The sequence below is a fragment of the Streptomyces sp. NPDC054872 genome (genome assembly GCF_053610705.1).
In genome coordinates, this window is the sequence record NZ_JBSGYY010000027.1 from 39,970 (window position 1) to 57,962 (window position 17,993).

The 17,993-nt window shown below is 71.4% G+C and carries 20 protein-coding genes; 8 read left to right on the plus strand and 12 right to left on the minus strand.

Annotated features, from left to right (window positions below; genetic code table 11):
* Nucleotides 1-99: 99 nt before the first annotated feature.
* Nucleotides 100-588 carry a hypothetical protein gene (locus tag ACWGIH_RS28580; RefSeq protein WP_453450961.1) on the plus strand — a complete coding sequence of 163 codons (489 nt, stop codon included), beginning with the start codon at nt 100-102 and terminating at the stop codon, nt 586-588.
* Nucleotides 589-633: 45 nt separating this feature from the next.
* Here the strand turns inward: ACWGIH_RS28580 and ACWGIH_RS28585 are convergent, their stop codons facing one another.
* Nucleotides 634-1,089, minus strand: coding sequence for a hypothetical protein (locus ACWGIH_RS28585; protein WP_453450960.1), 456 nt, complete (start codon nt 1,087-1,089; stop codon nt 634-636).
* Nucleotides 1,090-1,380: 291 nt separating this feature from the next.
* Between ACWGIH_RS28585 and ACWGIH_RS28590 the strand changes: the two genes are divergently transcribed.
* Entirely contained in the window at nt 1,381-2,286 is a 906-nt protein-coding gene (locus tag ACWGIH_RS28590) for a Gfo/Idh/MocA family protein (RefSeq protein ID WP_453450959.1), read from the plus strand.
* Here the strand turns inward: ACWGIH_RS28590 and lnt are convergent.
* Together lnt and ACWGIH_RS28600 are read right to left on the minus strand one after the other, a co-directional pair.
* The gene (lnt, locus tag ACWGIH_RS28595) at nt 2,210-3,922 is read right to left on the minus strand and encodes an apolipoprotein N-acyltransferase (RefSeq protein ID WP_453450958.1); all 1,713 of its coding nucleotides are present in this window, start codon (nt 3,920-3,922) and stop codon (nt 2,210-2,212) included. The genes ACWGIH_RS28590 and lnt overlap by 77 nt on opposite strands.
* 143 nt (nt 3,923-4,065) lie before the next feature.
* Nucleotides 4,066-4,593, minus strand: a complete 528-nt coding sequence (locus tag ACWGIH_RS28600) for a nuclear transport factor 2 family protein (protein ID WP_453450957.1) — start codon at nt 4,591-4,593, stop codon at nt 4,066-4,068.
* A 355-nt stretch (nt 4,594-4,948) separates the two neighbouring features.
* Between ACWGIH_RS28600 and ACWGIH_RS28605 the strand changes: the two genes are divergently transcribed.
* Entirely contained in the window at nt 4,949-5,560 is a 612-nt protein-coding gene (locus ACWGIH_RS28605) for an HAD-IA family hydrolase (protein ID WP_453450956.1), read from the plus strand.
* Nucleotides 5,561-5,603: 43 nt separating this feature from the next.
* On the opposite strand, the gene ACWGIH_RS28610 is transcribed toward ACWGIH_RS28605, so the two are convergent.
* On the minus strand, nt 5,604-5,783 hold the full coding sequence (locus tag ACWGIH_RS28610; RefSeq protein ID WP_453450955.1) for a hypothetical protein: 180 nt from the start codon (nt 5,781-5,783) through the stop codon (nt 5,604-5,606).
* 247 nt (nt 5,784-6,030) lie between these two features.
* Here ACWGIH_RS28610 and ACWGIH_RS28615 point away from each other — a divergent pair, with 247 nt between their 5' ends.
* On the plus strand, nt 6,031-6,801 hold the full coding sequence (locus tag ACWGIH_RS28615; RefSeq protein WP_453450954.1) for a membrane protein: 771 nt from the start codon (nt 6,031-6,033) through the stop codon (nt 6,799-6,801).
* Between the two features lie 17 nt (nt 6,802-6,818).
* On the opposite strand, the gene ACWGIH_RS28620 is transcribed toward ACWGIH_RS28615, so the two are convergent.
* The 4 genes from ACWGIH_RS28620 to ACWGIH_RS28635 form a co-directional block, all read right to left on the minus strand.
* Nucleotides 6,819-7,133 (minus strand): DUF6401 family natural product biosynthesis protein, encoded by a 315-nt coding sequence (locus ACWGIH_RS28620; protein ID WP_453450953.1) that lies wholly within the window; start codon nt 7,131-7,133, stop codon nt 6,819-6,821.
* Nucleotides 7,134-7,190: 57 nt separating this feature from the next.
* Entirely contained in the window at nt 7,191-7,766 is a 576-nt protein-coding gene (locus tag ACWGIH_RS28625) for a DoxX family protein (protein ID WP_453450952.1), read from the minus strand.
* Nucleotides 7,767-7,811: 45 nt separating this feature from the next.
* Nucleotides 7,812-8,687, minus strand: coding sequence for an undecaprenyl-diphosphate phosphatase (locus tag ACWGIH_RS28630; protein WP_453450951.1), 876 nt, complete (start codon nt 8,685-8,687; stop codon nt 7,812-7,814).
* Between the two features lie 210 nt (nt 8,688-8,897).
* Nucleotides 8,898-9,602, minus strand: a complete 705-nt coding sequence (locus tag ACWGIH_RS28635) for a TVP38/TMEM64 family protein (protein ID WP_453450950.1) — start codon at nt 9,600-9,602, stop codon at nt 8,898-8,900.
* 77 nt (nt 9,603-9,679) lie between these two features.
* Between ACWGIH_RS28635 and ACWGIH_RS28640 the strand changes: the two genes are divergently transcribed.
* From ACWGIH_RS28640 to ACWGIH_RS28650, 3 genes are all read left to right on the plus strand, one after another.
* Entirely contained in the window at nt 9,680-10,378 is a 699-nt protein-coding gene (locus ACWGIH_RS28640; protein WP_453450949.1) for a DNA alkylation repair protein, read from the plus strand.
* A gap of 320 nt (nt 10,379-10,698) precedes the next feature.
* Nucleotides 10,699-11,868, plus strand: coding sequence for an elongation factor Tu (tuf, locus tag ACWGIH_RS28645; RefSeq protein ID WP_453450948.1), 1,170 nt, complete (start codon nt 10,699-10,701; stop codon nt 11,866-11,868).
* Between the two features lie 134 nt (nt 11,869-12,002).
* Nucleotides 12,003-12,794: a spermidine synthase gene (locus ACWGIH_RS28650; protein WP_453450998.1), complete on the plus strand. Its 792-nt coding sequence runs from the start codon at nt 12,003-12,005 to the stop codon at nt 12,792-12,794.
* Here the strand turns inward: ACWGIH_RS28650 and ACWGIH_RS28655 are convergent.
* From ACWGIH_RS28655 to ACWGIH_RS28670, 4 genes are all read right to left on the minus strand, one after another.
* Nucleotides 12,756-14,087: an MFS transporter gene (locus ACWGIH_RS28655; protein ID WP_453450997.1), complete on the minus strand. Its 1,332-nt coding sequence runs from the start codon at nt 14,085-14,087 to the stop codon at nt 12,756-12,758. The two genes, ACWGIH_RS28650 and ACWGIH_RS28655, sit on opposite strands and share 39 nt — an antisense overlap.
* A 77-nt stretch (nt 14,088-14,164) precedes the next feature.
* A complete protein-coding gene (locus tag ACWGIH_RS28660; protein ID WP_453450947.1) occupies nt 14,165-15,205 on the minus strand; it encodes a hypothetical protein in 1,041 nt (346 codons plus the stop codon).
* Nucleotides 15,206-15,304: 99 nt separating this feature from the next.
* Entirely contained in the window at nt 15,305-16,357 is a 1,053-nt protein-coding gene (locus ACWGIH_RS28665; RefSeq protein WP_453450946.1) for a hypothetical protein, read from the minus strand.
* Nucleotides 16,358-16,435: 78 nt separating this feature from the next.
* Nucleotides 16,436-17,377, minus strand: coding sequence for a hypothetical protein (locus tag ACWGIH_RS28670; RefSeq protein WP_453450945.1), 942 nt, complete (start codon nt 17,375-17,377; stop codon nt 16,436-16,438).
* A 96-nt stretch (nt 17,378-17,473) separates the two neighbouring features.
* Between ACWGIH_RS28670 and ACWGIH_RS28675 the strand changes: the two genes are divergently transcribed.
* Nucleotides 17,474-17,911: a DUF4442 domain-containing protein gene (locus ACWGIH_RS28675; RefSeq protein WP_363206715.1), complete on the plus strand. Its 438-nt coding sequence runs from the start codon at nt 17,474-17,476 to the stop codon at nt 17,909-17,911.
* Nucleotides 17,912-17,993 lie beyond the last annotated feature (82 nt).

Below are 17,993 nucleotides of genomic sequence, written 5' to 3' on the forward strand. Positions count from 1 at the left end.
GCGCGAGCGCCTCGCGGCCGATCGCGCCTGACCGTGATTGTCGGTGGGGGCGGATAGCGTCGAGAGCGGTTGGCACGATGGGCGTACGAGGAGGACCCGGTGACGGAGCAGCAGGAGCAGGCGGCGGAAGACGCCATGATGACCCGGATCGGGCAGGCGGTCATGTTGCACCACGGGGGTGACCGTGAGGAGGCGCAGGACCGCTTCCTCGGTCTGTGGTCGGAGATCGGCGAGGAGGGCGACCCGTTGCACCGCTGCACCCTCGCGCACTACATGGCGGACACGCAGGAGGACCCCTCGGACGAACTGGCCTGGGACCTGCGGGCGTTGTCGGCGGCGGACGAGCTCACGGACGAGCGCCTGCACGAGCACCACGACTCCATCGCGGTCCGCGGTTTCTACCCCTCGCTGCACCTGAACCTGGCGGCGGACTACGCGAAGCTGGGGCGCCCCGAGGCGGCGCGCAACCACATCCGGCGGGCGCGTGGGGCGGTCGGGGCGCTGGGGGACGACGGGTACGGGGACGGGGTCAGGGCGGCCATCGGGAGGCTCGAGCTGCAGTTGGGGGAGGGCAGTGAGGTCGAGTGAGGCGGGGGGCTGTGAGCTGGGGCCGGGGCTTCCAGCGGGTGAGGGTCAACGCCCGTAGCTGTTCTGGCAGATGACTGCCTCGGGGCTGTCCGCCTGCCAGCCGCCGTACTGCTCGCCGAGGGCGCAGAGGTCCGCGATCGTGGGCGCGGCGGTGGGCAGAGCCGCCGGTTCGGCGGCCTCGGGCCGGGGGGCGCGGCGCTGCGGGGGCGGGTCCGAGGGGCGTGCGGGGCCAGGCGTACGGGGCTGTGCGGCGGGGATGGCCGGGGCGGTGCCGGTGGCGCGGGGCGCCGGGGCGCGCGGCGTCGCGATGAGCTCCAGGGCCTCGCGGGCGGGGGCTTCCACGACGAGCGGGCGGGAATTGCCGTCGGCGCGGGGTGCCGGGGGCGGGGCGCTCGCGGCGGACGGACCGGGCGCGGGTTGCCGCTCGACGCTCACACAGCCGGAGAGGGCGGTGACCGCCACGGAGGCCAGGAGTGTGGCGGTGGTCGTGGTTCGCTGCATTCGCGCAACTCTGAGGGGTGGAGGGTGCCATCGGCGAGGAAACCGGTGGAAGTTGGCCCGCATGGGTGAGTGCGCCTCTGGTCGGCGGGGGACCCAAAAGACGACCTGACCACTGGTCCCGCTCACTACGGCGCGGTGCGGGTGCCGCGCACCGCGGCGATCTGCTCCTTCGGAGCTTCGCCTCAGCCGCCGACCGGCGGCCGCGGCGGCAGCCGTATGCTGCGGGAGCGGAACGCGCACAGAGGCAGAGCGGTAGGACGGCATGAGCGGCAGAACAGACAGGGGACAGTGGTGAAGGTCGGCTGTATCGGACTTGGTGACATCGCGCAGAAGGCGTACCTTCCGGTGCTCACCACCCTGCCCGGGGTCGAGCTGCACCTGCAGACGCGCACGCCCGCGACCCTGGCCCGCGTCGCGGGCACCCACCACATCCCCGCGGAGCGCTGCCACACCGACCTGGACGCCCTGCTCGCCCAGGGCATCGAAGCCGCCTTCGTGCACGCCTCGACCGCCGCCCACCCGGAGATCGTGACCCGGCTGCTCGAAGCGGGCGTGGCCACCTACGTCGACAAGCCCCTGGCGTACGAACTCGCCGACTCCCAGCGGCTCGTGCGCCTGGCCGAGGAGCGCGGGGTCAGCCTCGCCGTCGGCTTCAACCGCCGCTTCGCGCCCGGCTACGCGCAGTGCGTCGAGCACCCGCGCGAGCTGATCCTGATGCAGAAGAACCGTGTCGGTCTGCCCGAGGACGTGCGCACGCTCGTCCTTGACGACTTCATCCACGTCGTGGACACCCTGCGCTTCCTGGCACCGGGGCCGATCGACCACGTCGGTGTGCGTGCCCGCGTCCAGGACGGGCTCATGGAGCACGTCGTGCTGCAGCTCGCGGGCGACGGGTTCACCGCGCTCGGCGTGATGAACCGGCTGAGCGGTTCCACCGAGGAGATTCTCGAGGTCTCCGGTCAGGACACCAAGCGCCAGGTGGTCAACCTCGCCGAGGTCATCGACCACAAGGGCCAGCCCAGCGTGCGGCGGCGCGGCGACTGGGTGCCGGTGGCGCGGCAGCGCGGCATCGAGCAGGTGGTCCTCGCCTTCCTCGACGCGGTGCGCGCGGGCAAGGTGCTCAGCGCCCGGGACGCGCTGGCGACCCATGAGCTGTGCGAGCGTGTGGTCCGTGCGGCTCAGGAGCAGGCCGCCTGAGGCGACCCTTCGCGGGCCTTCGCAAGGACCGCACGCCCTCCACCGCGCACAGCGCGGCGAGCACGGCCAGGGCCGCGTGCACGGGCCAGTCGCCCAGCCTGACGTACGGCGTGACGCCCTCGGCCAGCGGAATGTCGTACGTCGACGTGGCGCTCGCCGAGGTGCCGAGCGGCGCCCCGACCCGCTCGCCGCCCGCCGCGTACACCGCGGAGACGCCGGTGAGCGTGGCGTGCACCATGGGGCGGCCGGTCTCGGCGGCGCGCACCGCCGCGAGCGACGCGTGCTGCTCGGGTGCCCAACTGGACTGGAACGTCGAGGTGGACGACTGCGCGAGCAGCAACTGGGCGCCCTCACGCGTCAGATGACGGCTCATGTCGGGGAACGCCGATTCGAAGCACACCAGCGGGCCGACCTTCAGGCCGCCGCCCACGTCCATCACCACCGGACGCTCGCCGCGCCTGCGGTCCTCGCCCGCCGCCTTGCCCACGGAGGTCGCCCAGCCGAGGAGTGAGCGGGCGGGCACGTACTCCCCGAAGGGGACCAGCCGCATCTTGTCGTAGCGGTCGCCGGTCGGGCCCTCGGGGCCCACGAGGACGGAGCTCTTGAAGATGCCGGGCCGGTCGGAGCGGCGCGCGTCCACGTTCACCAGGATGTCGGCGCCGACCTCCCGGGACAGTGCGGCTATCCGCCGGGCGACGTCGGGGCGCCCCGTGAGGTCGTACCCGACGCTGCTCTCGCCCCAGACGACGAGGTCCAGGTCCTGCCCCGCAAGGCCGCGGGTCAGGGCCTCCTCGCGTGCGAGCCGCCTCCCGGCGCTGCCCACCCCGTCGATGACGCCCGGCTGGACGACGGCCACGCGCATCCGGCCCGAGGCCTCGGGGCGCGGCGCCCACGCCCAGGCGGACGTGGTCACGGCGGCCACGGCCACGAGAGCGGCGGTGGCGGGGACGGCCCTGGCGACGGAGGTGCGCGAGGTCAGGGGCGTGCGGGAGGTCCCGGAGGTGCGGGCCGTACCCGGCGGACGGAAGGCGTGTCCCGCGAGGAGCGCCGCGACGGCGGTGTTCACGGTCACGAGCAGGGCGCTGACCAGCCACACCCCGCCCACCGACATCAGGCGCAGGGCGGGTTCGACCTGCCACTGACTGGAGCCGAGCAGCCCCCACGGCCCGCCGAGGCCTTCCCACGACCTGACCAGTTCCACCATCAGCCAGCCGGACGGCAGGACGACCAGCGCGGCCGCGGTCCGCCCCGGTGTGAGCACTCCACCCAGCAGGCGCCGTACGAGCCAGCCCCACGGCGCCCACAACAGGCCGAGCAGCGCGGCGATGACGAGGGTGAACACATGGAGGCTCGGCAGCAGCCAGTGATGCACCGCCACCATGAACCCGAGGCCGCCGAGCCATCCGTCGATCGCCGCCCTGCGCCCGGTCCCCGCCGACCGGGCAAGGAGGATCCACGGCACCAGCGCGACGTAGGCGAACCACCACAACGACGGTGCGGGGAACGCGAGGGCCGGCAGCGCCCCGGCAGCGACCGCGGCGACGCCACGCCAACGGGCCGACCCGAGCAGCCCCGCCGTCGAAGCGGCCGTGAGGCGTGGCCGCCGCAAGCCCCGGTCGTCGCGGAGTGGATCCATGCAGCGCCTCCCTCGGTCCCCGACGCCGACGCCCGGTCGTCCCCCCAGTGTGCGCGCCCCTGACGATCTAGGACAGTGCGCCCGCCACGCGTTTTCCCGACCGGCCCCCGACCGTTCGCCCGGTCGTTTCCCGGCCCGTCCTCCTAACCGGGCGGGCGGGACACGGGCCGCTCCGTCACCTGGCGCCACTTCTCCTGCACGGTCACCTGCCGCAGCCGCCAGCCCTGCTGCGTACGCAGGGCCGTGAAGGCGTAGCGACCGCCGCATATGAAGTCCGGCGCCGAGGATTCCGCGCCGCCCTCGCCCTTGTCCCCGGCCTCGCCGACGCCGCCGATCTCGCCCGAGGTGAAGCGCATGGGGTTCACGTAGTCGGCCTGGACCTGCGCCACGTCATCGACGTCCTGGTCGAGCGTCCCGAACCGCAGCCTCCGGTTGACGATCAGATGCTGCCGCATCGGGAAGAGCCGCATCGTCCCGGCCAGCCATACGGCCACCTCCGCGGCGGTCGCGTCTACACCACCCGCCGAGCTGTAGTCGGCGCGGCCGTCCGGGGTGAAGAGCCGCTGGTAGGCGTCCCAGTCGCCGTCGTCGACGGTCACTGCGTACTCGGTGATGAGGGAGTCGATGGCCAACCGGTCCATCACGGCGGCGAGTTCCACGCGCTGCGTCATCGGGTCAGTGTTGGGCACGGGGGATGCGCAGCCAAGAGGCGTGCAGGAACGTGCCGGAACGCGGGACGGAAAGCGGGCCGGAACGCGGCGTGCGAGTTGCGGTCGGGAGAGGGCCGGCGACTGAGCAACTGCCTTATGATGCACGGCAGTTCTGCGACCGGTGAGGCAAGCGGGAACACTCCGAGCTGGGAGGCCCGGTGAAGAACGAGCAGCGCATCGCGGCGTACAAACGGCAGGGCAACCGCAAGGAACTGACGGGGCGGCAGAAGCGTCGTGTGGCGAGGAAGGCGCGCCAGGGCAAGGGCTGACGCGGCAACCGTTGACGCGGGGGCGTGCCGCGGCGACAGTACGGCACATGAGCCCGCACGCCCGCGGCGTACTGATCGACGCCGGCGGTGTGCTCGTCCGCGAGTACCTGCCCGCCGTCGCGGCGGCCTGGGGCAAGCGGCTCGGCCTCACGGCCACCGCCTTCATGGCCGCCCTGTATGAGGGGAACGATTCCGGGGTCCTCATCGGCCGCGTCAGCGAGAACGCCTGGTGGGAGACCGTCCGGGGGCGGCTGCGCACCGGACCGGACGAGATCGCCGAGCTGCGCCGGGACCTGGCGGCCAGGGAGAGCTGGGACGAGGAGCTCGTGGCGTGCCTGCGCGGCCTGCGGAAGCGGGGCGTTCGCACGGCCGTGGTCAGCAATACCTGGCCCGGCCTGCGCGAGCGGATGTCGGACGGCGGTCTGACGGACATCGCCGACCACCTCGTCCTGTCCTGCGAGGTCGGATGCGCCAAACCGGACCGCCGGATTTACGAGATCGCGCTGGGGCTGCTCGCCGTCGAGCCCGCCCTTGCGCTGTTCATCGACGACACCTCCGGCAATGTCGCTGCGGCGCGGGCGCTGGGGACGGCAGGTCACGTGCACACCGAGACAGCGGAAACCCTCGCTCGCATACGGGAGTTCACGTCTCAGGCGTGAGGACCTGCACTGGGTCGCCTCGACCACGGGGCCGCCTCGACCCCTAGGCCGCCTCGACGACCTCTTCGCGTACGGCGGCAGCCCACGCGGTCACCAACTGTTCGTACTCACGGCGCTGTTCCACCGAGAGACGTCCGCCTGCGCGCATCCACAGGCCGCGGATCCGCTCGTTCAGTTCCGCGGCAGACCGTGCGGAACCAAGGGGCTGAGGGGTTAAGGGCATGAGTCAAGCCTAGGGGATACCTACGACAATCGGAACTCTCAGCTACCGGGCACATCCTCCAAGTGAGCGGATGCACAGCGCAGCGGCACGTCGCACGCCGTCACCCGGACGGCGCAACACCGCACCGCCCCCGGTCGTGGCCCCTGATATCCAGGGGAGAAGGGACGCGCCGGAAGCCGCGCGCCGTGGGTCATTCATCGCCCTGACGCCGCCAGGCGGCCGGGGCCCATCGAGTGGAGGACCACTCATGTCCGAGTACATAAGTCTCTCCGTGGACTTCACCCAAGGCCTCAACGACGCCTGGTCGAAGGTCGCTCAGTTCGTGCCGAAGCTGATCGGCTTCCTGGTCGTCCTGGTCATCGGCTGGTTCGTGTCGAAGATGATCGCGCGGGTCCTCGACCGGGTCCTGCGCAAGGTCGGCTCGGAGAGGCTCGCCGAACGGGCGGGCGCGTCCCGCATGCTGGCCAACTCCAAGTACGACATGACGGGGATCGTCTGCAAGGTCATCTATTTCGCCCTGCTCCTGATCACCCTGCAGCTGGGCTTCGGTGTCTTCGGCAGCAACCCGGTCTCCACGATGCTCGACGGCATCGTCTCCTGGATCCCGCGCGGCGTCGTCGCGATCGTGCTGATGGTCGTCGCCATGGCGGTCGCCAACATCGTGCGCGACATCGTCACCAGTGCCCTGTCCTCGATGTCGTACGGGAAGACCGTCGGCACGATCGCGTGGGCCTGCATCGTCGCCCTCGGTGTCTTCGCGGCCCTCGGCCAGGCGGGCATCGCCACCACCGTCACCCAGCCGGTCCTGTACGCGGCGCTCGCGGCAGGCGCCGGAATCCTGATCGTCGGCGTGGGCGGTGGGCTCATCGGCCCGATGCGGCAGCGCTGGGAGCGCTGGCTGAACACGGCGGAGCAGGAGACGGCCAAGGCGCGCGGCAGCGTCAGCGCCTACCAGGCCGGGCGTCAGGACGCGATGACCAACCAGCCCGTCGAGGAGCGCGAGCGCTACGACATGTGACCGGCCCGGGGCCTCACTCAGGCCCCGGAGGCCTCCGGCACCAGGTCGTGCCGCCTCACCAGCCAGGAGATGGCGGTGAGGCGGCACACCGCGTAGTCGTGGCCCACCGGCTCCTGCCACCCGTTCTCGGCCAGCGCGTCGAGGAACCCCAGGGCGTAGTCCGCGAGGATCTCCGGGTCCGGCGCCGGCGGCACGAGCCCGGCACCGCCCATCTCGAGCCGGTCCCGCAGCTCAGCGACGTGCTGGTCCACGGCGGCCGTGAACCCGGGCTCGAAGGCGAACTCGGCGAAGCGCGGGGCGTACGAGGCGCTGATGCGGGCGAGGGGCGACATCCCTTCACCGTAGGACGGCCAAACCCTCCTGAAGAGGGTCTTTCGGCATGCCATTGGTCACAACGTGCCGGCCACCTTGTTCAGTGCGCCCCTGGCATCGCGCCCGGCGTCGCGGGCGACCCGCCGTCCGGACTCCGCCGCGCCACGGCCGCGATGGGCTCCGGCCTTCACGGCGGAGCGGCCGCGGGTGGCGCCGGACTTGGCGGCGCTGCGACCGCGGTAGGCCATGGAGGGCTTGCCGTGTGTGTCGGCCGCCGCGATCAGCAGGCCGCCGAGCAGCGAGAGGTTCTTGATGAACTGGGTGCGCTGAGCGGCGCGGCGCTCCGGGTCCTCTTCCTTCCACCAGGCGTGCCCGGCCAGCGTGGTGGGCACGAGCGTGCCGGCCAGCGCGAGGGCGGCGACCCGCGGAACCCGCCCGGTGGCCAGCATCGCGCCGGCACCGAGCTGCACCGCACCGTTGATGCGGACCAGGCGTTCGGGGTCCTCCGGCAGCCGTGGGATCCGGGAAGCCACCGGAACCGCGACGGGCTCCGCCGCGGGGGCCACGCGCTTGGGCTTCCGCAGGGTACTGAATCCTCCCGACAGGAAGACCGAGGCGAGCAAGGGGCGTGCGCATTTCCTGAGAACAGCCATGCCATCCGGCTTCCCCCGATACGGGGCCTCAGTCAGAGCGCGCCGCTACCCCGCCGACTCTCCCGCGTGCGGACTCAGCACACCCATCCCGACCAGCACGAACAGCACGATGCCGAGCAGGACCCGGTAGTACACGAACGGCATGAAGCTCTTGGTCGTGATGAACTTCATGAACCACGCAATGACGGCATATCCGACAACGAACGCGACGATCGTCGCGAAGATCGTCGGGCCCCAGGACACATGGCCGCCCTCGCTCGCGTCCTTGAGCTCGAAGACGCCGGAGGCGAGGACCGCCGGGATGGCGAGCAGGAACGAGTAGCGGGCCGCCGCCTCGCGGGTGTAGCCCATGAGCAGGCCGCCGCTGATGGTGGCGCCGGAGCGGGAGACGCCCGGGATCAGGGCCATCGCCTGGCACATGCCGAAGATCAGGCCGTCGCGGACGCCCAGTTCCCTCAGGCTCTTGCGCTCCTTGACGGCGCGGTGCTTCCCGCCGGCCTCGTCGCGGGCCGCCAGGCGGTCGGCGATGCCGAGGACGATGCCCATCACGATCAGCGTCGTGGCGATGAGCCGCAGGTCACGGAACGGGCCCTCGATCTCGTCCTTGAAGGTGACGCCGAGGACACCGATCGGGATCGAGCCGACGATGACGAGCCAGCCCATCTGCGCGTCGTGGTCCGAGCGTGGCACCTTGCCGAAGAGGGAGCCGGACCACGCGGAGATGATCCGCGCGATGTCCTTGCGGAAGTAGATCAGCACGGCGGCCTCGGTGCCGATCTGGGTGATCGCGGTGAACGCGGCCCCCGGATCGTGCCAGCCCGCGAACGCCGCGGTCAGCCGCAGATGCGCGCTGGACGAGATCGGGAGGAACTCGGTCAGTCCCTGGACGAGCCCGAGGATGAAGGATTCAAGCCAAGACATGGAAACTGCGCCGTCCAAGTACGGATCATGGGCTGCGGGTGCGGTCATGTGATGGGACACGGGAGGTGTGCGAGCGAGGGGTGATCACTCCCCTGCCGTGGGGCAGCGTAGCGTCACTTGGTTACGAGACCGCCGGAGGGCCGCCGTCCAGCGGCTGCGGCCCTTCGCGTGCCGGACGTGGCCGCTCGCAACCTCGTACGTCCCGGAGACCTACCGGTTGCGCAGGTGGTGGCGCTTGCACCACGCCACCACCGCGCCCGCGAGCCCCGTCACCGCGATGAAGCCCATCGCGACGAGGAACACGGGGGACGTCGGCGTCGACGCGCGGGCACCCGCGATGACGTACGCGGCGGTGTTCGGGATCGATCCCAGGCCGGTGGCGAGGAGAAACGGCAGCCATCCCATGCGGGACACCGCCGCGCAGTAGTTGGCCGCCGCGAACGGCACCCCGGGGAACAGCCGCGCCGCCAGCATCGACCGGAAGCCGTGCCGGCTCAACTGCCCGTCGGCCGCCTTCAGCCAGCGCCCGCGGAGCAGCGGGCGCAGCGCGTCCTGCCCCAGCATCCTGCCGAGGCCGAAGGCGATCCCGGAGCCGAGGACCGTGCCCGCGATCGCCGCGACGAGGCCCGCCTGTGACCCGAACAGGGCGCCTGCCGCCAGATTGAGCAACGGACGCGGCACGAACGCGGTGGTGCACAGGCCGTACGCGACGGCGAAGACCATGACAGCGGCGGCGCCGCCGAGCTGCGCGGGCCAGCCGTCGGACAGGATCCGCTGTGGCTCGAAGAGCAGGACGCACGTTCCGGCGGCCGCGAGGAGCGCCACGAGGAGCGACAGCCGCGACCACGGTGAGAACAGCACCCTGGTGCAGCGCTCGGCGAAGCCTTGCGGACGGACGGCGGCTGAGTCGAACATCCGGGGAGACTAACCGACAAATGTGTGTGATCGCCGTATGGGACGTCTCACGGGCGTCACAGTTCTAGGGTGCGTCCATGAGCGCCACCGTCCCGCACAGCGACTTGGCCGACACCGTCATGGCACGGCTCACCGCCGCCTACACGACGCCGGTTGATCCCGAGTGGGCAGCGCGGGCACAGGCGTACATGAGGAATGTCGCGCCCTTCCTGGGCCTGCCCACGCCGTTGCGCCGCCAACTGTCCCGCACGGTGCTCGCCGGGCTCCCGCGCCCCGACGAGACCGACTGCGCCGCGATCGCGTTGCGCTGCTGGGAACTTCCGGAGCGCGAGTACGCGTACTTCGCCGTGGACTATCTGCGCCGCCACGTGACACGCCTGCCGTCGGACTTCCTGCCCGTCGTGCGCCACCTCGTGACGACGGTCCCCTGGTGGGACACGGTCGACGCGCTCGCCGCGCATGTCGTGGGCGGTCTGGTCGCCGCCGACCCGGGGCTCAGGACCGAGATGGACGCCTGGATCGAGGACGAGGACCTGTGGGTGGCCCGCACCGCCCTCCTCCACCAGCTCCGTCACAAGGAGGCCACCGACACCGAACGCCTCTTCGGTTACTGCGTACGCCAGTCGGGGCACCCCGACTTCTTCATCCGCAAGGCCATCGGCTGGTGCCTGCGGGAGTACGCCAAGACCGATCCGGACGCCGTACGCGCCTTCGTCGAGCGGGAGCGCGGGCGCCTCGCGCCGCTCTCGGTGCGCGAGGCCCTGAAGAACCTCTGAGCGCACCGGACTTCACGGGCCACTCCCGCCGCGACCCCGGCGAAAACCATTCGACGAAGCCCTGCCCGTCGGCAATGATCTGCGACATGTTCCGGTACGCCTTTCACGCAGACACGTCCGCAGTCGCGGACGTCGCGAAGGCTGCCGTTCTCCTCTGCGCGGCATTCCCCGTCGACGGCGCCCGACGCTGACCCTCCCCGGACACTCCGGCGGACCCCCTAGGGGGAGGGTCGGTCAGGCCCCGGGGTCCCCGTCCCGAGCGCGCACGCGATGACGTGCGCCCAGGACTTCAGCTTTCGAGTTCCGGAGAAGGAACCGCCATGTCCAAGACGGCTTACGTCCGCACGAAACCGCACCTCAACATCGGCACGATGGGCCACGTCGACCACGGCAAGACCACCCTGACCGCCGCCATCACCAAGGTCCTCAGCGAGCGCGGCACCGGCACGTACGTGCCCTTCGACCGCATCGACCGCGCCCCCGAGGAGGCGCAGCGCGGCATCACCATCAACATCGCGCACGTCGAGTACGAGACCGACACCCGGCACTACGCGCACGTGGACATGCCGGGCCACGCCGACTACATCAAGAACATGGTCACCGGCGCCGCGCAGCTCGACGGGGCCATCCTCGTCGTCTCCGCGCTCGACGGGATCATGCCGCAGACCGCCGAACACGTCCTGCTCGCCCGCCAGGTCGGCGTCGACCACCTCGTCGTCGCCCTCAACAAGGCGGACGCCGGTGACGAGGAGCTCACGGACCTCGTCGAGCTGGAGGTGCGCGACCTGCTCTCCGCGCACGGGTACGGGGGCGACTCCGTCCCCGTCGTACGGGTCTCGGGGCTGAAGGCGCTGGAGGGCGACGCGCGGTGGGTGGCGGCCATCGAGGCACTGCTCGACGCGGTGGACACCTATGTGCCCATGCCCGAGCGGTACGTCGACGCGCCCTTTCTGCTCTCGGTGGAGAACGTCCTCACCATCACCGGGCGCGGAACCGTCGTCACCGGAGCCGTGGAGCGCGGCACCGTGCGGATCGGTGACCGGGTGGAGGTGCTCGGCGCGGAGACGGAGACCGTCGTCACCGGCCTCGAGACCTTCGGCAAGCCCATGGAGTCCGCGCAGGCGGGCGACAACGTGGCGCTGCTCCTGCGCGGTGTGCCACGCGACGCCGTACGACGCGGGCATGTCGTCGCGGAGCCGGGCAGCGTCAGTCCGAGGCGCCGCTTCACCGCGCAGGTGTACGTCCTTTCGACCAAGGAGGGCGGCCGGTCGACGCCGATCACGACCGGCTACCGGCCGCAGTTCTACGTCCGCACCGCGGACGTGGTCGGCGACGTGGACCTCGGCGAAGCCGCCGTCGCCCGGCCCGGCGACACCGTCACCATGACGGTCGAGCTCGGCCGCGACATGCCCCTGGAGACGGGCCTCGGCTTCGCGATCCGCGAGGGCGGCCGCACCGTCGGCGCGGGCACGGTGACCGAGGTCGGCTGACGGCCGCGACGCCCGCCCGGCTCGGGGGATCCACCCCCGGGCCGGACGGGCACAATGGAGCGGTGACCGAGGACGAACACGCGGACGAGGCGATAGCCGTCATCAAGGACGTGGATCACGGAACCGCCAAGCTGATGCCGGACGTGGACCGGCCCCGCGCCTGGCTGCTCACGGTCGACGGGGCGCCTCAGTCGTACGTCGATCTGGACGCGCCCACGCATCTGGAGTTCGAGTACGCGCAGCGGCTCGCGCACGTCCTGGACACCGCCGACGACCACGACCGCCCCCTGGACGTGATCCACCTCGGCGGCGGCGCGCTCACCCTGCCCCGCTATGTCGCCGCGACCCGGCCCGGTTCACGGCAGGACGTGGTGGAGGCGGACCGGGGGCTGCTCGAACTGGTCACCGAGCGGCTGCCGTTGCCCGAGGGCTCCGGGATCACCGTGCACGGCGCGGACGCCCGGCAGTGGCTCGGGACGGCGGCTCCCGACAGCGCCGATGTACTGGTCGCCGATGTGTTCGGCGGCTCGCGGGTGCCCGCCCATCTGACGTCGGTGGCCTACGCGCGCGCCGCGGAGCGGGTCCTGCGGGCGGGCGGCGTCTACGCGGCGAACCTCGCCGACGGGTCACCGTTCGGCTTCCTGCGCTCCCAGCTCGCCACCTTCGCCGAGGTGTTCGGGCAGGTCGCGCTGATCGCCGAGCCGACCGTGCTGCGCGGCCGGCGCTTCGGCAACGCGGTGCTCGTCGCCTCGCACGAAGAGATCGACGTCGAGGCGCTGGCCCGCCGGGCGGCGGCCGACGTCTTCCCCGCGCGCGTCGAGCACGGGGTGGCGCTGCGCCTGTTCATCGGTGTCGCGAAGCCCGTGCGGGACGAGGACGCGGTCGCGTCACCCGAGCCGCCCGGCGGGGCCTTCAGCATCGGCTGACGTTCCGAGCGGAGGCCCGGGCGGGGGCTCGACCGGGAGGGCGGCCGCCTTGGCGACCTCCTTCGACGCCGTGCGCCGCGTCAGATTGCGTACGTCCGGGACGAAGAGCACCAGCGCCGTCACCACGACCACCAGCACCGCGCAGCCCCACAGCGAGGCCGAACGCCCGAAGGCGAGCTCCGCGGGTCCCGCGAGGGCCGTGGCGAGCGGGACCATCGCGATCGAGCCGAACCAGTCGTACGCGGCGACCCGCGACAGCTTCTCCTCGGGGATCTCCTGGTGCATCGCCGTCATCCAGGACACGCCGAACACCTCGATCGCGACGCCGCTGACGAACATCACCGCCGCGAGCCCCCACACCGGCAGCGGCACCGCGAGCGCCGCCGACGGCAACGCGAGCGGGAAGACGCAGAGGGTGCCCGCGAGCAGCAGTCGCCGCGGCTTCCACCGCATCATCAGGAACGCGCCGCCGACCGTGCCCGCGCCGAACGCGCCGAGCGCGAGACCCCAGGGCCCCGCGCCGCCCAGTTCGTCCCGGGCGACCAGTGGTCCGAAGACCGCCTCGGCCGCGCCGACCACCGCCACCACCACGGAGAACTGCGCGACGATCGCCCACAGCCACGGCCGGCCGATGAACTCCTGCCAGCCCTCCCGCAGATCGGAGAGCAGCCCGCCGCCGGGCGCGCGCACCGGGATGTGACTGACGTCGAGGAGCGAGCGCAGGGCCGCGGCCACCGCGAACGCCGCCGCGTCCACCGCGAGCACCCAGCCGGGCCCGATCGCGGCGACCATCAGACCGCCGAGCGCCGCGCCGCCGAGGCCCGCGCCCTGCATCGCCATGCGGTACAGCGCGAAGGCGCGGCTGGCCTGTTCGCCGCTGACGGTCGACATCAGCATGCCTTCGGCTGCCGGGCCGAAGAAGGCCTGGCCGGTGCCGCCGAGCGCGGTCAGCAGCATCATCGACCAGAGCGGCGGTGTGCCCGAGATGACGAGCACCGCGAAGACCGCCTGCGAGACGCAGTTGAGCGCGTTGGCCGCGACCATCACGTGGTGGCGCGGCAGCCGGTCGGCGACGGCGCCGCCGATGAGCAGGAACAACACGAGCGGCAGCGTGCGGGCCGCCGCCACAAGTCCCACGTCCCCGCCGTCACCGCCGGAGTCGAGCACGGCGAACGCCGCCGCGATCAGGGCGCCGTGGCTGCCCAGATTGGTCACGATCGCGGCGGCGGTCAGCAGGCTGTAGTTGCGGCCTGCCCAGGCGGGGCGGCGCGCGGCGGCGGGTTTGGTCACCAGGGGACTATCCCCGCAGGGAGACCGACTTGCCAAACCGTTTCCGCTCGGGGTCAGGACCCCGCGGTCGGCTCAGCGGCTCAGGATCCCTCGGGGTCGCCGTGCAGCCGTACCGTGCTCAGGATCTTCTTCACCGTGGCGTCGGGAATCTCGTCCTTCACACCCTTGGCGCCGTACAGCGACCAGGCGACGTACTCACCGTCGCCGTTCTTGAAGGAGAACGTCGTGGCCTTGCCGTCCGAGTCGCACTTGTCCTTCTTGACGACACCCGACGTCGTGGAGGTGGCGACACTGCCCTTGATGCCGGACGTGGTGGTGTACGACTCCACCTTGCCGACCTTGATCCTCTTCTTGTCGGCCTTCTTCTGGCCCGTGTAGCCGCCGAAGACCCACCACGCGGAGTCGTTGCGCGCGACGTCCTTGGTGTTCTTGGCACCGTTCTGGCCCTTGGTGCCGACAGCGCCCAGAGCGACGTCGTCCTTGGTGCCGTCCTTGTCGTCGTCGGAGGAGCACCACTTGGGCTTGTAGTGGGCGGGCGCGGACATGCCGATGAGCGCGCTGCCGTCGCCCTTCTCCTGGTCCTCGAAGCCGATGAAGGTGCCGGGGGTGTCGACCTGCCAGTCCGCGGGCACGTCGAAGGCCGTGCCCCACTTCGGGTTCACGACGACCTGCCAGCCCTTGATCGTGGGCTTCGGGCCGTTGTCCGTGCCCCGCTCGGAGCCGCCCTCCGTGTCGCTGGGGCTCGGCTTCGGTGCGGCCGACTTCGCCGGCGACTTCTTGTCCGGCTTGCCGTCCGCCTCGTCGTCCTTGTCGCCGCCAAGAACCAGGAAGCCCGTGACACCGGCGGCGACCAGGACGGCGAGCGCCGCGACGATCGCGGTGATCTTCGTCTTGTTTCCGTCCCCGCCCTGACCGCCGCCCGGCTGGTGCGGCATCGGCGGTGGCGTGGGCGCCGCCCACTGCGGCTGCTCCGGCTGCGAGTAGGCGCCCGCCTGCGGCTGCTGCTGGTATCCCGGCTGCTGATACGGATTCGGCTGCTGGTACCCCGGCTGCTGGTACGGATTGGGATTCTGGTCCTGCGGGTTCTGCTCGCCCCCGGGCGGCTGCTGTCCTGGCCACATGGGCAGTAACCATAGAGGGGCTTGTGGCCTGATGTCATCGCTGCCCCCGTGGCGGGGACGGCGCATCGGGCCATAAGCCCCTGCGGAGTACGAAACGCCTCAGGACTCCGTGGGGTCCCCGGACAGCCGGACCGTGTTCAGGATCTTCATCACCGTCGCCTCCGGGATCTCGTCCTTGACGCCCTTGGCGCCGTAGAGACTCCACGCCACGTACTCACCGTCGGAGTTCTTGAAGCCGAAGGTGATCGCCTTGCCGTCGGAGGCGCACTTGCCGTTCTGCGGTGTGTTCGTCGAGTGGGCGCGGGCGATGCTGCCCTTGATGCCGGTCTTCCTGGTGAACGGCTCCGCCTTCTTGGCGGTGGTGAGGCTCTTCTTGTCGGGCTGGGTGTAACCGCCGAACACCCACCACGGCACCTGGTTGACCGCGACCTCGTCGGTGCTCTTCGCGCCGTTCGCACCCTTGGTGCCGACGGCGCCCAGGGCGGTGTCGTCCTTCGTGCCGTCCTTGTCGTCGTCCGCGGAGCACCACTTGGACTTGTAGTACGCGGGCGCCGACATGGTGATGAGCGGCTTGGCCTCGGCGCCCTTCTCGGCGTCCTCGAAGCCGATGAGCGTGTCGGGGGTCTGCACCTCCCAGTCCGCCGGAACATCGAAGGCGGTGCCCCACTTGGGGTTCACCACGACCTGCCAGCCCTTGACCACCGGCTTGGGACCGTTGTCCGTGCCGCGCTCGGTGCCGCCGTCGTCCGTCGGACTCGGCTTCTGCGAGGCGGACTTGGCGGGAGACTTCTTGTCCGGCTTCCCGCTCGCCTCGTCGTCCTTGTCGCCGCCGAGCACCAGGAATCCGGTGACGCCCGCGGCCACCACGACCGCCGTCGCCGCGACGACGGCGATGAGCTTGGTCCTGTTGCCGTTGCCGCCGCCCCCGTCACCGCCGGGCTGCGGTGTCATGCCCATCGGCGCGGTCGGCGCGCTCCACTGGCCCTGCGGCCGGTCCGGCTGCCCCGGCCCTTGCTGCGGGTACGGGCTGGGCTGCTGATAACCCGGTTGCTGATACGGGTTCGGCTGCTGGTACCCCGGCTCCTTGTACGGATTGGGATTCTGGTCCTGCGGGTTCTGCTCGCCCCCGGGCGGCTGCTGTCCTGGCCACATGGCGCGAAACGATACGGGGTCAGGAGACCGGTACAGCGCTGCAACCCCTGGTCACAGGGCCTGTGGTGGGGCGGTTGCTCAGGATTCGGACCCGTTGTCGTATGCGCGCACCGTGCTGAGCATCTTCTTGACCACCGCGTCCGGGACTTCCTTGCTCACGCCCTTGGCGCCGAAGAACGACCACGAGACCAACTTGCCCTCGGAGTCCTTGAATCCGAACGTGGTGGCCTTGCCGTCCGAGGCGCACTTGTCGTCCTTGGCGACGCCGGAGACCGAGGACGTGGCCAGGCTGCCCCGGATGCCGGACTTGGTGGTGTAGGACTCCACCGCGCTGGTCCTGATGCTCTTCCGGTCGGGTTGGGAGTACTGGCCGTACACCCACGTCGCCGAGTTCTCCCTGGCGATCTCCTCGGTGCTCTTCGCGCCGCGGTTGCCCTTGCTGCCGGCCTGGGCGAGCGGAGTGTGGTCCTTGACCCCGTCCCGGTCGGGATCGCTCGTGCACCACTGCTTCTCGAGCACGGCGGGTGCCACCATCGCGATCAGAATGCTGTCCTCGTCGTCGGCCTCCCCGACGGCGTCCACCCAGTCGCGCGACTTGAGCTCCCACTCCGGTGGCGCGTCGAAGGCGATGCCGCGCTCGGCGTTCACGACCGTCTGCCAGCCCGCGATGGTCGGCTTCGGCCCGCGGCCGACACCGCGCTCGGTGCCCCCGGACCCGGCAGGGCTCGCGGACTCGGACGCGGAGGACCGTGCGGGGTCCGGCTTCGCGCCGTCGTCCTTGTCGCCGCCGAGGACGAGGAAACCGGCGACACCCGCGGCCACCACGACCGCCGCCGCGGCGACGACGGCGACGACCTTGGTCCTGTTGCCGCCCCCGCCGCCCCCTCCGCCCTGCGGCGTCTGCGGTGTGCCACCGGGAACGGTGGGCGCGTTCCACGGTGCCGGTTGCTGATATCCCGGCTGGTGGTACGGATTCGGCTGGTTCGGCCCGCCCCCGGGCTGCTGCTCTCCTGGCCACATGCGCAGCAACGATAGGTGACCGTGATCCAACCCCGGCAGGCTCCTGGCCAAAGAAGGCTACTGGTGGGTAACCTCCTGGTCATGAGCACTGACCAGATGTCGATAGGCGAGATGCTCGCCGCCACCGTGCCGATGGCCCGGACGCTGAACCTCGAGTTCCGTGAGACCACGCCCGAGAAGGCCGTGGTCGCCCTGCCCGACCAGGCCGAGTATCACAATCACGTCGGCGGGCCGCACGCCGGAGCCATGTTCACGCTGGGGGAGTCGGCGAGCGGCGCCATCGTGCTCGCCGCGTTCGGCGACCAGCTCTCGCGCGCCGTACCGCTCGCCGTCAGCGCCGACATCGCGTACAAGAAGCTCGCCATGGGGCCGGTGACCGCCACCGCGACCCTCGGCCGCCCGGCCGCCGAGGTCGTCGCCGAGCTGGACGCGGGGCAGCGCCCCGAGTTCCCGGTGGCGATCGCGATCCAGCGCGAGGACGGCGCGGTGACCGGCGAGATGACGGTCGTCTGGACGCTGCGCCCCAATAACTGAGTCGCGTAAGGGCGTTCGCTTCCGTACGTTCGTTGAACACAGCGGCGTCGCGTCGGTCGGGCCACGGGGGTCCCGACCGGCG